The sequence below is a fragment of the Bacillus sp. z60-11 genome (assembly GCF_046464135.1).
GTDB lineage: Bacteria > Bacillota > Bacilli > Bacillales > Bacillaceae > Bacillus > Bacillus sonorensis_A.
In genome coordinates this window covers 772123-785734 of the sequence record NZ_JBIYSN010000001.1, presented here as the reverse complement: position 1 = coordinate 785734, position 13612 = coordinate 772123, and the positions used below count along the sequence as shown (strand labels likewise).

Below are 13612 nucleotides of genomic sequence, written 5' to 3'. Positions count from 1 at the left end.
CTACACCTCTTCAAAAAGGGCTTCTAAATGTTATCACATAACAAGTTGATCTGGCAATGAATAACTATATCGTTTTCGCAATATTTCGAATTGTTTCCAATGCGCGCGAAGCGTACTGTTCATTCCGCTCCTGCTTGTTTTTAATTTTAACCCCTAATTCCTTGAAAAGACCGAAATTCGCATTCATCGGCTGAAAGTTTTTCTTGTTCGTTTCCGTGATGTAGTGGGCCATGCTGCCGATTGCCGTCTCATTTGGGAGCGTAACCGGTTCTTTTCCTAAAACAAGGCGGGCCGCATTGATTCCTGCAGCAAGACCTGAAGCCGCTGATTCAACATAGCCTTCAACCCCTGTCATCTGTCCGGCGAAAAACAGATCGTTCCGCTTTTTAAACTGGTAGGTTGCATGTAAAAGGCTCGGCGAGTTGATGAATGTATTTCTGTGCATAACGCCGTAGCGGACGATTTCAGCCTGCTCCAATCCAGGTATGAGACGAAGGACTTCCTTTTGATCCCCCCATTTCAGATGGGTTTGAAAACCGACGATATTGTAAAGAGTGCCTGCGGCATCATCCTGTCTCAGCTGGACGACCGCATATGGGCGCTTTCCTGTTTTCGGATCTTCCAGTCCTACCGGTTTCATCGGGCCGAACAGCATCGTTTTTTTGCCGCGCTTGGCCATGACTTCGATCGGCATGCAGCCTTCAAAAAAGATTTCTTTTTCAAATTCTTTCAATGGAACGGTTTCCGCAGACACAAGGGCGTCATAAAACCTGTCAAACTCTTCTTCTGTCATCGGACAGTTCAAATACGCTGCCTCCCCTTTGTCATAGCGGGATTTCAAATAGACTTTATCCATGTCAAGGCTGTCCTTTTCAACAATCGGGGCAGCGGCGTCATAAAAATACAGATAGTCTTCGCCTGTCAGCTCCCGCAGCTGCTCAGAAAGCGATTCAGAAGTGAGCGGACCTGTGGCGATGATTGTCGGTCCTTCCGGAATTTCCTTGACTTCCTCATTGACAACTGTGACATTCGGATGGTTTTTTACTTTTTCGGTTACATTTGCGGCAAATTCATGCCTGTCAACAGCAAGCGCTCCGCCGGCCGGTACTGAGCATTCATCCGCGGCTGCGATAATCGCAGAATCAAGAATTCGCATTTCTTCCTTTAATACACCTACAGCATTCGTTAAAGAATTGGCGCGAAGCGAGTTGCTGCAGACAAGCTCTGCGAATTTATCCGTGTGGTGTGCCGGCGTTTGTTTAACAGGCCTCATTTCGTATAATCGGACATTGATTCCGCGTTTGGCAAGCTGCCATGCCGCTTCGCTTCCGGCAAGTCCTGCACCGATGACATTCACTGTTTGGTTCATATTTACATCTCCTAATATTATGAATTGAATTGTTCTTTTAACACAACAAAGAAGGTGAGCAAAGCCCTGCTCACCGCTACTTTTGTTGTTCTTCCTTATAATCGCAACCCACGCATTGCACCTGAACGCCTTTTTTCAGCTTTTTCTCAACAAGCATGTCCTCACACTTCGGACATTTTCGTTCCAGCGGTTTATCCCAGGATACGAATTCGCATTCAGGATAGCGATCACATCCGTAAAAAATGCGGCGTTTTTTCGATTTGCGTTCGACAATGTTGCCGGTTTTGCAGGATGGACATTTGACACCGATCTCTTTGACGATCGGCTTAGTGTTTCTGCAGTCCGGAAAATTGGAGCAAGCCATGAATTTTCCGTAACGGCCCATTTTATACACCATCGGATGGCCGCATTCTTCACAATCGACTCCGGCGTATTCGGGTTCGATTTCGATCTTCTCCATCTCGGCTTCCGCTTTTTTCAACCGTTTCTCAAAATCCTTGTAAAAGGAATGAATAATTTGCACCCATTCGACGTTCCCGTCTTCGACATCGTCAAGTTCTTTTTCCATTTTGGCCGTAAACTCGATGTTAATGATTTCAGGGAAAAATTCCATCATTGATTTCATCACGATTTCACCGAGTTCCGTCGGGATAAAGCGTTTGTTGTCAAGGGCGACATATCCCCGTTTTTGAATGGTGTCAACCGTCGGGGCATATGTGGACGGACGCCCGATCCCCAGCTCTTCGAGCGTTTTGACAAGCCTTGCTTCCGTATACCGCGGAGGCGGCTGTGTGAAGTGCTGCTCTGGTTCAATATCCTTTGAAAGAACAGTATCTCCTTCCTGCAAATCAGGGAGCATTTTGTTCTTCTCTTCCAGCTGGTCGTCTTTGCCTTCAACATAAACTTTCATAAAGCCTGAAAACTTGACTTTACTTCCGTTTGCGCGAAATGTCAACCCGTTGTTTTCGAGGTCAACGCTCATCGTATCAAGTGTGGCCGGAGCCATTTGGCTCGCGACAAAGCGTTCCCAGATCAGCTTGTAAAGGCGGAGCTGATCTCTTCCCAATACAGCCTTCAGATCAGCGGGCCTTCTCATCACAGATGTCGGTCTGATCGCTTCGTGGGCATCCTGGGCGTTTTCGTTCTTTTTGGCAGGCTTTCTTTTGCTTCCTAAAAATTCTTTACCGTACTGTTCGCCGATAAAGGATGATGCTTCTTCTTGCGCCGTGTTTGAGATTCTCGTTGAATCCGTTCTCATATAGGTGATTAACCCGACTGTTCCTTCTTTTCCGAGATCGATCCCTTCATAGAGCTGCTGGGCGATCATCATCGTTTTCTTTGCCCGGAAATTTAATTTTCGCGCCGCTTCCTGCTGAAGCGTTGATGTTGTAAACGGCAGAGCCGGGTTCCGTTTCCGTTCTTTTTTCGTAACCTTTTTGACGTTGAACTTATTGCCTTTGATCTGAGAAAGAATTTGTTTGACGTCTTCTTCGCTTTTCAGCGGATGCTTTTCACCATTTATACCGAAAAAGGCGGCTTCAAACGTTTCTTTTCCCTTTAAGAAAGAGCCTTCAATCGTCCAGTATTCTTCCGGCTTGAATTCGTTGATTTCTTTTTCGCGGTCAATGATCAGACGGAGCGCAACAGATTGTACGCGGCCGGCGCTTAATCCTTTTTTGACTTTCTTCCATAAAATCGGGCTGATTTTATAGCCGACAAGACGGTCAAGCACCCTTCTCGCCTGCTGGGCATCGACCAGATCCATATTGATCATGCGCGGGTGCTTAAATGAATCTTTGATTGCATCTTTTGTGATTTCATTAAACACGACGCGGCAGTCCGAGTTCAGGTCCAGGTCAAGGCTGTGCGCCAAATGCCATGCAATCGCCTCTCCTTCCCTGTCGGGGTCGGCTGCAAGGTAGACTTTCTTCGCCTTTTTCGCGGCCGTTTTTAATTCCTTCAATATCGGCCCTTTCCCGCGGATCGTAATGTATTTCGGTTCAAAGTTCTGCTCGATGTCGACGCCCATCTGGCTTTTCGGCAAGTCTATGACATGCCCCATCGATGCTTTGACTTTATACTTTTTTCCTAAGTATCGCTCAATCGTTTTCGCCTTGGCAGGCGATTCCACGATGACTAAGTATTCGGACATACACATAATCCCCCTCAAGAGGTGTTCTCTCTCTTTTCAATTTTGCCTTTTTATTGTATTCAGCATAATCGTCGTTTAGATAGTCATTAGTTAATTAAAAGTGTCTGAATTTCATCTTTTATATAATGAACGCCGATTAAAGCGTTTAAACTTGAAATCCTCACTATTATTAAATATTCGAATACAGTTTGTCAAACGATAATTCCAAACGGATACCGCTTATTGAACATTGGAAGGCGGAAGTTCGCTCAAAATATCGTCGATATCGAATGCCAGTTTTGCCCCTTCCTGGATCAGCCTTGCGGGTCCGAGCGAATTCGCATCAAAGATGGAACCGGGCACTGCAAACACTTCCCGCCCTTCTTCAAGCGCTTGATAGGCGGTGATGAGCGAGCCGCTTCTTTCCTTTCCTTGAACGATGATAACGCCTTCAGTCAATCCGCTGATCAGCCGATTTCGCATCGGAAAGTGCCATTTTTGGGGTCTTGTCTCGGGAGGGTGCTCAGACACCAGGAGATGGTCTGCCGCCATCTGGTCGGCAAGAAAACGGTTTTCACGGGGGTAGATATGGCTGAATCCGCCTGCAATGACGCCGATGGTCGCCCCGTTTGAACGGATGCTCTCATGGTGAGATAGTCCGTCAATTCCTTTTGCAAGCCCGCTGACGATCGTCCAGCCTTTTTTACTTAGTTCCTTCACATAATAAATTGCGGCTCTTTTCCCATATAAAGTTGGTCTGCGGGTTCCGACAATGCCGATTCGCCGATGGACACGAAGAAGCTGTTGATTTCCTTTCAGAAAAAGGACGGGGGGCGGATCATGGATCGTCTTTAGAGAAGGCGGATACTCAGGGGATGATATGGCAAGCATATCCACTCCTGCTGCTTGATAGGACTTGATGAGGTGTTTGACATTCGGGAGTTCTTGTTCAACAAGCTTTCGAATCGGAGATAAATCTAATGCTTTTCCTGAAAGCCGTGTTAAAGGATGGTTTTTTTTGTCTGAAAGAGATAAAGAGGGGTCTGTTCTCCACCATTTGGAAAGCAGTGAAGGAGAGAGCGCGCCGCGCAGGCGGAGCAAAATCAAAAGTTCGCTGCTGACAGTCATTCAAGAGTCCTCCATATATTGATTTTCCGAAAACATAAATCATCAGGATAAAAAGGAGGGGTAGACCGTTTGGCCTATTCCCTCAAGTCATGAAGATCAATGTGTTTTACATGCTTCATAAAGACCTTTTTCTTTTAAAACTTTGATAAGGGTTTCCCCCATCACTGAAGGTGTTTCTGCGACTTCGATTCCGCAGGCGTTCATCGTTTTAATTTTTTCCTCAGCCGTGCCTTTTCCTCCGGAAATGATGGCGCCGGCGTGGCCCATACGTTTCCCTGGAGGCGCCGTTTTTCCGCCGATGAAGCCGACGACAGGCTTGGTCATATTCGCTTTGATCCATTCCGCCGCTTCCTCTTCAGCCGTTCCGCCGATTTCGCCGATCATGATGACGGCATGCGTCTCAGGATCTTCATTAAACGCTTTTAACACATCGATGAAGTTCGTTCCGTTCACAGGGTCTCCGCCGATGCCGACTGCCGTCGATTGCCCGACTCCAGCCTCAGAAAGCTGATGAACCGCTTCATATGTAAGGGTTCCTGACCGCGACACAACACCGACATGACCTTTTTTATGGATGTAGCCCGGCATGATGCCGATTTTGCATTCCTCAGGCGTGATGACCCCAGGACAGTTCGGACCGACAAGACGCGTTTTCTTGCCTTCCATATATCTTTTTACTTTTACCATGTCAAGCACCGGAATATGCTCGGTAATGCAGATGACGAGATCAAGCTCTGCATCTGTCGCCTCCATGATCGCATCTGCCGCAAAAGCTGCCGGCACATAAATAACAGATGCATTCGCTCCCGTCGCTTTCACCGCGTCTTCCACCGTATTGAACACAGGAACACCTTCAACCTCTGTTCCTCCTTTTCCAGGTGTCACGCCGCCGACGATTTTCGTGCCGTATTCAAGCATCTGCTTTGTATGAAACAAAGCTGTTGAACCTGTTATCCCCTGAACAATGACTTTTGTGTCTTTATTAATAAATACGCTCATTTTGGTCCCCTGCCTTTCTTACTTCACTAAGGATACGATTTTCTGCGCGCCGTCAGCCATTGATTCCGCAGACGTAATATTGAGCCCTGAATCATCGAGGATCTTTTTGCCGAGATCGACATTTGTTCCTTCCAAACGAACGACAAGCGGCAGTGTCAGACCGACTTGTTTCGTCGCTTCAACAACACCTTCGGCAATGACGTCACACTTCATGATGCCTCCGAAAATATTGACAAAGATCCCTTTGACGTTTTGATCGGATAAAATGATCTTGAACGCTTCCGTTACCTTTTCAGCTGTTGCGCCGCCTCCAACGTCAAGGAAGTTGGCCGGTTCCCCTCCGTAATGTTTAATAATGTCCATGGTCGACATCGCAAGTCCCGCTCCGTTTACCATGCAGCCGATGTTTCCATCGAGTGAAATATAGCTTAAATCATACTTGGATGCTTCAATTTCCTTAGGATCTTCTTCATCAAGATCTCTGAATTCCAGGATGTCTTTCTGTCTGTATAACGCATTGCTGTCAAAGTTCAGCTTGGCGTCGAGCGCCATCACTTTCCCGTCCCCTGTGACGACGAGCGGGTTGATTTCAGCAATGGAACAGTCTTTTTCAACAAAGGCATTGTATAAGCCCATCATAAATTTAACGGCTTGGCCGATCAGTTCTTTTGGAATATTGATGGCGAAAGCGATTTTTCTCGCTTGATAGCTTTGCAGCCCGACAGCCGGGTCGATTACTTCTTTGACGATTTTTTCCGGCGTCTTGGCGGCGACTTCTTCAATCTCTGTTCCGCCTTCTTCAGAAGCCATCAGCACGATCCGGGAAGTCGCTCTGTCGAGGACAAGACCGACATAGTATTCCTTTTTAATATCGCAGCCTTCTTCAATAAGTAAGCGTTTAATTTCTCGGCCTTCAGGACCCGTCTGATGTGTGACGAGCGTTTTCCCCAGCAGTTCTTCCGCATAGGCTTTCACTTCGTCTTTTGATTTTGCAATTTTTACCCCGCCTGCTTTGCCTCGGCCGCCCGCGTGAATTTGAGCTTTCACGACAAAAACCGAGCTTGACAGCGCTTCCGCCGCCTTGACCGCTTCATCTGCTGTAAAAGCCACTTTACCTTCCGGAACAGCCACTCCGTACTTTCTGAGGACCTCTTTCCCTTGGTACTCATGGATATTCATTTCCCATCCTCCTAACTTATGTAGCAAAAATAAAAATAGACTGCGCTTTCATTTTATATAATCATAGATCGATTGTCTAGGTTTCGATGAGAAATCGTAAAATCCTTCTAAACATTCAAACTTTTATTTTATTAAAAATATAAAATTAATAAAGAGAATGCCTTTTTTAAAAGGTCATTCTCTGTTTTTCATCCTATCATCAAGTGTATAGATAAATGAAAAAATCTCGGCGACGATCTCATACAGCTCTTCTGGAATATGATCGTCAAGCTCCAGATGGCGCATCAATTCGACAAGAGTCGGGTCTTCCTGTATCGGGACTCCCGCTTTCTGCGCCTCTTCAATGATCTTTTCAGCTGTATAGCCGGAGCCTTTGGCCACCACTTTCGGCGCTTTGTCTTTCATTTCGTCATAGTGCAGGGCAACGGCTTTTCTTAATGGAGCGGATTCCTTCATATTTTTACATCCACCGCGCTTTCTGCCGCTTGTTCAAACTGGCTTTCCAAAAACGGAGCGATCTCGATCGCCTCCCGCTTTTTCGCGGTGACGCCTGTCAGGCTGTAGCCAAGGTTTTTCAGGTTTTCTTTTAATGAGGGAACGAGCGGCTCGACAAGAGGGCCGATATCAAAGCCGGTCTCAACCGTAAGCGTCATGACGTTTTTTTGAATAAAGCAATCGACTATCGTCTCCTCCAGCGCCTCCAATTGAAGGTAAAACATGAGACGGCATTGGGACGGGTCGATTTTCCCATCTTCTTTCTTCTTCCCTTTCAAGAATACCGTTAAATCTTGTACACCGTTTTTTGAAAACAGCGGATATGAAAGAAAAAGCTGGCTTTGAGCGGGCTGCTCGTTCTGTAAAATCAGCTGCCCGTTTAAGCGGTGAAACATTTGCTCAGCCTCCTGTTTGACGGGTGCCGGAAGGTCTGTCGAGTGCCTGATTTCATTGAGTACAAGCTTAAGGGAATGCAGCCCTTGATCTTTTGGCGCGCCTCCGTTTTCGATCGCTTTTACAAAAGACAGCTCGTCTTTGACACCCAAAAGAGTTTTCATCTTGAGCAGAACGGCGAGTGCATCTGCTTTCGTTGTCATGAGGGGTGCTGATTCTCTGACGATCTGCTTGAGCGCTTCTGTTTCTTTTTTCGTTAAAACTTCCAAACCGGCTTGAGCCGGCACAGGCTCCCGCGTTTCCAGCGATTTGATCCAGCTGGCCGCCTCTTTGACCGGAAGTGTGCCGTTTCGTTCTGCTAAAGAGGCCAATTTTGCAAGCAGCTCTTTTGCAGCCTCCGGTTCGATCACCTGCGCTTTCGGCAGGGCTCCTTTCGTTTCGTATCCGGAGGCGCCCGGATGGATCTTGATTTCGGCTGCCGGTTTCGGCTGGGAAAACCCCAGCTCTGCCGATTCTTGCTTCCTGAGTGGCTGAAGCGTCTGCTGCTCTTTTCCGGCTTGTTCGACCTGTCCGCTGAGCATCTGAATCAGCTTTTCGGCATGCACTTCAGTCTCGGCATTTAAAATCGGCAAAAGCGCCTGTTTCAGCTTTTCCATACTTGCCGATGACGCAGGGTCGTTATTGATCATTTGCAGCGTCTTGGCAATCTGCTGATTGAACGGAACGGGGCTTTTGACGGCCAAAATCGAATCAAGGACGCCCGGATGGACGGGAAGCTCGCGCTTGAGCGCAAACATGACGGCATCGGTTCCTTTTTGGGCGTCTGACTTCGGCAGATGTTCAAGCCATTTGATGGCAGCCTTCACATCGTTTTCTTTAATCGGCTGCTGCTCTTTTAACAGAGCCGAGATCAAAAATACTGCTTCTTTTGTTTTTTTCAAAGAGAGCCCGTTTAACAGCTTGAGGGCGGCATCCTGCACCGTCTTCGGATTTTTGTCAAACGCTTCTACAACCTGAAGACGGCCGGTCGGATCGCCCGATTTTTTTTCGTATGAAAACCAGTAGTGTGCACCCGCTTTAAGCGGCGCTTCAAGTTTTCCCTGCCATTTCGCATCGCCGATTTGGATTTCGGCGAACTGCTCGCTGATGAAGCGGAGCACTTTGCCGAGTACCAGCCTTTTCTGGTTCGTCTCTGTTCCGCTGATCCGCTGGAGAGATTCCGATTGTTCCAATTGTTTGGCCAGGCTGTTTTGTATATCATTCAGCATCATCAAAGTCCTTCTCCCCCCGGGAACTTATTGATAGTCTTTAACAGGGGCGAACGATCTTCGGTGAATCGGTGACGGTCCGTATTTGGCAAGGGCTGCGAGATGCTCCTTTGTCCCGTAGCCTTTATGCTTGTCAAACCCGTAGAGCGGATACTTTTCAGCATATTCATCCATCAGCCTGTCTCTCGTCACTTTGGCGATGCATGCACCCGCTGCGATCGATGCGCTCTTTGCATCTCCTTTGATGATCGATGACTGTTTTGTATGTATAGGAAGCGACATGGCGTCAATCAGAAGATAATCAGGTGTGGCGGTGGCGGCAAGCGCCTCGACCGCTTTGACCATCGCCGCTTTAGACGCCTCATAAATATTCAGCTCATCGATCTCTCCAGCATCCGCAATTCCGATGCCGACAGCGAGCGCTTCTTCCATAATATATGAATAGTAGTCTTCTCTTTTTTGCTTTGACAGCTTTTTCGAATCCGTCAGTCCCAGCATTTCACAGTCTTCTTTTAAGATGACGGCGGCGGCGACGACCGGCCCCGCCAGCGGGCCTCTTCCGGCTTCGTCGATTCCGGCGATCCATTGAAAGCCGCGTTCTCTGAGCGATCTTTCAAAAGACGTCATCATCCGCCACTCTTCCCGCATGGCCAAAAGCCTCTCATTTTTCTTCAGCCATGCGGTAATAAGCGTTTGTACGCTCTTCCGCTCATCCTTTTTACACTGCTCGATAAAAGGGTCTTTTTCATCTTTCACCGTTTGAAGATGTTCTTTTATTTCTTTTACGGTTAATGGTTTCACTATCTCTTCTCCCCTAGTTTTCTTATCGGCGCTTCCGCTTCAAAAATAAAGACCCGCTTCCGAGGAAAGCGCGCCTTTACATGTCTTCCGGCTTTTCAAAAGAAAGCGGGCCGAACTTCTCCGTGCGGATATCGCGAATGATCACTTCTGTCGTTTTGTCATAATCAATGGCGCCTCCCGCCATCAGACAGCCGCGTTTTTTTCCGATCTCATCAAAAAGCGCTGCGATCTCCTCGGGAATTTCCTCCAAGTCATAACGCTTTTTTAAGCGCTCGGGATAGTTCTCTTCCAAAAAGCGCAAACCGTAGACGGCGACATCCTGCAAGTTGATAATCGAATCTTTTATCGCGCCTGTTGCCGCAAGCCTCAGCCCGACAAGCTCGTCCTCAAACTTCGGCCATAAAATCCCCGGCGTGTCGAGAAGCTCAAGCTCTTTTCCGACTTTCACCCATTGCTGCGCCGTTGTGATCCCGGGTCTGTCGCCGGTTTTGGCGATGTTTTTTTTCGCGAGCCGATTGATTAAGGTTGATTTGCCGACGTTTGGAATACCGACGATCAATGCTCTGATCGCGCGCGGTTTTACACCTTTTGCCTTCATTTTATCAAACTTTTCTTTCAGCAGCTCTTTTGATGCAGGAAGAATTTGATTGAGTCCCTGTCCGTTGACCGAGTTGATGGCGAGGGAAGGAATTCCGTCTTTTTCAAAGTGCTGCTTCCAAGCCTTTGTCACGGAGGAGTCCGCTTTATCCGCTTTGTTGAGGAGCATGATTCTCGGCTTGTTTTTCAATATGTCTTCGATCATCGGATTTCTGGAAGACATCGGAATTCTGGCATCGACCAGTTCGTACACAATGTCGATCAGCTTGAGTTTTTCCGTCACTTCCCGCCTTGCTTTGGCCATATGCCCGGGAAACCATTGGATTACCATGTGATGGACACCTTCTTTCTGTTATTGCTATTCTTTTAATGGTTTGCTGCAATTATTCTTCTTTTACAAAAAAAGAGCTTGTTATGGCTAACAAGCTCTTTTCGTTCGCTATCATTATCGTCTGATTTCTTTAATACGAGCCGCTTTTCCGCGAAGCTCACGCAAGTAATAAAGTTTCGCACGGCGTACTTTACCATGACGGACAACTTCGATCTTTGCGATTTTTGGTGTGTGCAATGGGAATGTACGCTCAACTCCGACACCGTAAGAAATCTTACGAACTGTGAAAGTCTCGCTGATTCCGCCACCACGACGCTTAATCACAACGCCTTCAAAAACCTGAATACGCTCGCGGTTACCCTCGACAACTTTAACGTGTACACGTAAAGTATCACCAGGACGGAACGCAGGCAAATCAGTGCGCAATTGTTCTTTTGTGATATCTTCAATCAATTTTTGCATCGTCTTCAACTCCTTCCAACAGATGCTCATGGGCGAACAGCCGCCACAGCGGAACATCGTTTTCAAACTTGAACAGGCAGACCTGTTCAAGTCACAAGTAGTATCATATCATACCTTTAGGCCATGTGCAATAGAATCTATCGGTTTTCCCATTCAGAAATCCATTTTCTTTCTTCATCTGTTAAAGGATAGTTTTCCAGAAGGTCGGGCCGCCTGAAGAAGGTCCGTTTGAGCGACTCTTTCCGTCTCCATTCGTTGATCTTCGCATGGTTTCCGGATGTCAGCACTTCCGGCACCTTCAAGCCTTTATAATCCGCAGGCCGCGTGTAGTGAGGATGTTCGAGCAGTCCGGTGCTGAAGGAATCTTCTAGGTGTGATTCTTCCTTGCCGAGAACACCCGGTAACAGTCTCACAACGCTGTCGGCAATCATCATCGCCGGGAGCTCTCCGCCTGTCAGCACAAAGTCTCCGATGGAAATCTCATCTGTTGAAAGGTGTTCTCTGATCCGTTCGTCATATCCTTCATAATGGCCGCAAATAAACATTATATGGTCTTCTTTTGCGAGCTCTTCCGCTTTCCTTTGCGTATAGCGCTCCCCTTGAGGGCAGACAAGAATGATCCTTGGAGATCCCCCGGCTTCAGCGGTCAGTTTTTCAACCGCATCAAAGACAGGCTGCGGCTTCAATACCATGCCCGCACCCCCGCCGTACGGATAATCATCCACTGTCTGATGCTTATTGTCGGAATACGCCCGGAAGTTGACCACGCGAAAACGGACGGCGTTCTTGTCCTGGGCCTTCTGCAGAATGGATGAGCCGAGGACACCTTCAAACATTTCCGGAAAAAGCGTTAAAAAATCAATTCTCATTCGTCAAGTAGTCCTTCCATGATATGAATCTTGATCGTTTTATCTTCCACGTTAATGTCTTTGACGACGGCATCGATATAAGGGATGAGCACGTCTTTTTTCCCCGGTCTGCCCACCACCCAGACATCATTGGCGCCCGGCGTTAAAATTTCTTTGACCTTGCCGATTTCGTCCCCGTCTTCTGAAAAAACGTCACAGCCGATGATTTCATGAAAGTAGAACTCGTCTTTCGCCAATTGGCCTAATTGGTCTTCGGGAACTTTAATCAGGGCATTTTTGAGCTTTTCCGCTTCCGTTAGTGTCTCGACTTCTTTAAATTGCAAGAGATGAAATTGTTTATGAAGCCTGTGTGCGCTCACCGTTGCCTGAACGGGTTCCTCTTTTCCCTCCATGAACAGGTAAAGCGTGTTTCCGGACTTGTACCGTTCCTCCGGAAAATCGGTTCTGGAAATGACGCGGACTTCCCCTTTTACTCCATGAGTATTGACAATTTTCCCTACATTAAACCATCGTTTTTCCATGTCTTCACCTCGGACGAATTTCAATGACGATCCCGTCTTTAATCACGATTGTTTTTCCTGCTGTCATATCATGCCAATTGTCACCGACTTCAATGTCGAGCAGAGCATCGATTTCTTTCTCTTTTACTTCACTGCCCAACGGGAGCGTGTGAATTTGATTGATTTGAAAAACGATCATTTTGATTTTGTCCTGGCGTTTTTCAATTTCTTTTTTAAATGATTCAGCTGCTGCCGGGTTGTGATGTTCCTTTTCGTGTTTTCTCAGCTGGAAATAAAGCTGGTTGCATTCGCGCTCAAGCATTTCCTTTCTTTCTTCAAAAGCAGTCAGCAGTTTTTTCTTGCTGTTTTCGGTTAAAACCTGCATGACGGTAACACGTTGGATAATTTGCATGGCATCATCACCTACTGTCCCGTGATTTTTCCTTCCCGCTTGAAGAATTGGAATCGTTCATTTGTTTCTCATTTTCTCTCATGATAAAAAAGGGGGAGGTTTTCACCCTCTCCCCTTAGTCTGCGATCTCAAGTTGAACTTTCTTAGAAGACTGTGCGCCGGCCGCAAATACGACGGAGCGTATCGCTCTTGCAGTCCGCCCTTTTTTTCCGATGATCTTGCCGGTATCCTCTTTGTTGACGGAAAGGCGGAACATGATCCGATCGGAACTTTCGTCTCTGAATACCTGAATCTCATCCGGGTGATCCACAAGCGGCTTGACCAATGATACAATCAGCTCTTCCAAGTGCAGATCACTCATTACTTGCTTTGTTTAGCGTTGTGGAATTTTTCCATAATGCCTTCTTTAGAGAAAAGGTTGCGAACCGTGTCAGACGGTTTAGCTCCTGTTTGAAGCCATTTCAGTGCAAGCTCTTCATCGATTTTAACTTCCGCCGGTTTCGCTACCGGGTTGTACGTTCCGACTGTTTCGATGAAACGGCCGTCACGCGGTGAACGAGAATCTGCTACAACAATACGATAGAAAGGAGATTTTTTAGCTCCCATACGTTTTAAACGAATTTTTACTGCCATTTTACTAGCACCTCCGAAAATATTTCAACAAGATAGTATATTAAC

At 47.1% G+C, this 13612-nt stretch carries 15 protein-coding genes; all 15 read right to left on the bottom strand.

Annotated features, from left to right (window positions below):
- Positions 1-64 precede the first annotated feature (64 nt).
- The 15 genes from trmFO to rpsP all read right to left on the bottom strand — a co-directional run bounded on the left by trmFO (position 65) and on the right by rpsP (position 13567).
- Entirely contained in the window at positions 65-1369 is a 1305-nt protein-coding gene (gene trmFO, locus ACINLD_RS04115; protein WP_410206931.1) for an FADH(2)-oxidizing methylenetetrahydrofolate--tRNA-(uracil(54)-C(5))-methyltransferase TrmFO, read from the bottom strand.
- 76 nt (positions 1370-1445) lie between these two features.
- Positions 1446-3521: a type I DNA topoisomerase gene (gene topA, locus ACINLD_RS04110; RefSeq protein ID WP_026586954.1), complete on the bottom strand. Its 2076-nt coding sequence runs from the start codon at positions 3519-3521 to the stop codon at positions 1446-1448.
- A 219-nt stretch (positions 3522-3740) separates the two neighbouring features.
- On the bottom strand, positions 3741-4628 hold the full coding sequence (gene dprA / locus ACINLD_RS04105) for a DNA-processing protein DprA (protein ID WP_026586953.1): 888 nt from the start codon (positions 4626-4628) through the stop codon (positions 3741-3743).
- A gap of 96 nt (positions 4629-4724) precedes the next feature.
- Entirely contained in the window at positions 4725-5627 is a 903-nt protein-coding gene (gene sucD, locus ACINLD_RS04100; protein WP_026586952.1) for a succinate--CoA ligase subunit alpha, read from the bottom strand.
- Positions 5628-5645: 18 nt separating this feature from the next.
- The gene (gene sucC, locus ACINLD_RS04095) at positions 5646-6806 is read right to left on the bottom strand and encodes an ADP-forming succinate--CoA ligase subunit beta (RefSeq protein ID WP_026586951.1); all 1161 of its coding nucleotides are present in this window, start codon (positions 6804-6806) and stop codon (positions 5646-5648) included.
- Positions 6807-6980: 174 nt separating this feature from the next.
- A complete protein-coding gene (locus tag ACINLD_RS04090; RefSeq protein ID WP_026586950.1) occupies positions 6981-7262 on the bottom strand; it encodes a FlhB-like flagellar biosynthesis protein in 282 nt (93 codons plus the stop codon).
- Positions 7259-8965, bottom strand: a complete 1707-nt coding sequence (locus tag ACINLD_RS04085; protein ID WP_026586949.1) for a hypothetical protein — start codon at positions 8963-8965, stop codon at positions 7259-7261. Before ACINLD_RS04085 ends, ACINLD_RS04090 begins: the two co-directional genes overlap by 4 nt.
- A 24-nt stretch (positions 8966-8989) precedes the next feature.
- Complete coding sequence (locus tag ACINLD_RS04080; protein ID WP_026586948.1) at positions 8990-9763, bottom strand: ribonuclease HII; 774 nt, start codon at positions 9761-9763, stop codon at positions 8990-8992.
- Between the two features lie 76 nt (positions 9764-9839).
- Complete coding sequence (gene ylqF, locus ACINLD_RS04075) at positions 9840-10691, bottom strand: ribosome biogenesis GTPase YlqF (protein ID WP_026586947.1); 852 nt, start codon at positions 10689-10691, stop codon at positions 9840-9842.
- Between the two features lie 114 nt (positions 10692-10805).
- On the bottom strand, positions 10806-11153 hold the full coding sequence (gene rplS / locus ACINLD_RS04070) for a 50S ribosomal protein L19 (RefSeq protein ID WP_020451373.1): 348 nt from the start codon (positions 11151-11153) through the stop codon (positions 10806-10808).
- Positions 11154-11290: 137 nt separating this feature from the next.
- On the bottom strand, positions 11291-12022 hold the full coding sequence (trmD, locus tag ACINLD_RS04065; protein ID WP_026586946.1) for a tRNA (guanosine(37)-N1)-methyltransferase TrmD: 732 nt from the start codon (positions 12020-12022) through the stop codon (positions 11291-11293).
- A complete protein-coding gene (gene rimM / locus ACINLD_RS04060) occupies positions 12019-12543 on the bottom strand; it encodes a ribosome maturation factor RimM (RefSeq protein ID WP_026586945.1) in 525 nt (174 codons plus the stop codon). The genes trmD and rimM overlap by 4 nt, the downstream gene beginning before the upstream one ends.
- Positions 12544-12547: 4 nt before the next feature.
- Entirely contained in the window at positions 12548-12934 is a 387-nt protein-coding gene (locus tag ACINLD_RS04055) for a YlqD family protein (RefSeq protein ID WP_026586944.1), read from the bottom strand.
- Between the two features lie 115 nt (positions 12935-13049).
- Positions 13050-13295 carry a KH domain-containing protein gene (locus ACINLD_RS04050; RefSeq protein ID WP_026586943.1) on the bottom strand — a complete coding sequence of 82 codons (246 nt, stop codon included), beginning with the start codon at positions 13293-13295 and terminating at the stop codon, positions 13050-13052.
- A complete protein-coding gene (rpsP, locus tag ACINLD_RS04045) occupies positions 13295-13567 on the bottom strand; it encodes a 30S ribosomal protein S16 (RefSeq protein ID WP_006638197.1) in 273 nt (90 codons plus the stop codon). The genes ACINLD_RS04050 and rpsP overlap by 1 nt, the downstream gene beginning before the upstream one ends.
- Positions 13568-13612 lie beyond the last annotated feature (45 nt).

Excerpts from the sequence above, each read along its gene's own strand:
- rpsP (WP_006638197.1), bottom strand. The coding sequence starts at position 13,567 with ATGGCAGTAAAAATTCGTTTAAAACGTATGGGAGCTAAAAAATCTCCT.
- trmFO (WP_410206931.1), bottom strand. The coding sequence starts at position 1,369 with ATGAACCAAACAGTGAATGTCATCGGTGCAGGACTTGCCGGAAGCGAA.
- topA (WP_026586954.1), bottom strand. The coding sequence starts at position 3,521 with ATGTCCGAATACTTAGTCATCGTGGAATCGCCTGCCAAGGCGAAAACG.
- ACINLD_RS04085 (WP_026586949.1), bottom strand. The coding sequence starts at position 8,965 with ATGATGCTGAATGATATACAAAACAGCCTGGCCAAACAATTGGAACAA.
- sucC (WP_026586951.1), bottom strand. The coding sequence starts at position 6,806 with ATGAATATCCATGAGTACCAAGGGAAAGAGGTCCTCAGAAAGTACGGA.
- rplS (WP_020451373.1), bottom strand. The coding sequence starts at position 11,153 with ATGCAAAAATTGATTGAAGATATCACAAAAGAACAATTGCGCACTGAT.
- trmD (WP_026586946.1), bottom strand. The coding sequence starts at position 12,022 with ATGAGAATTGATTTTTTAACGCTTTTTCCGGAAATGTTTGAAGGTGTC.
- ACINLD_RS04090 (WP_026586950.1), bottom strand. The coding sequence starts at position 7,262 with ATGAAGGAATCCGCTCCATTAAGAAAAGCCGTTGCCCTGCACTATGAC.
- rimM (WP_026586945.1), bottom strand. The coding sequence starts at position 12,543 with ATGGAAAAACGATGGTTTAATGTAGGGAAAATTGTCAATACTCATGGA.
- dprA (WP_026586953.1), bottom strand. The coding sequence starts at position 4,628 with ATGACTGTCAGCAGCGAACTTTTGATTTTGCTCCGCCTGCGCGGCGCG.
- sucD (WP_026586952.1), bottom strand. The coding sequence starts at position 5,627 with ATGAGCGTATTTATTAATAAAGACACAAAAGTCATTGTTCAGGGGATA.
- ACINLD_RS04055 (WP_026586944.1), bottom strand. The coding sequence starts at position 12,934 with ATGCAAATTATCCAACGTGTTACCGTCATGCAGGTTTTAACCGAAAAC.
- ylqF (WP_026586947.1), bottom strand. The coding sequence starts at position 10,691 with ATGGTAATCCAATGGTTTCCCGGGCATATGGCCAAAGCAAGGCGGGAA.
- ACINLD_RS04050 (WP_026586943.1), bottom strand. The coding sequence starts at position 13,295 with ATGAGTGATCTGCACTTGGAAGAGCTGATTGTATCATTGGTCAAGCCG.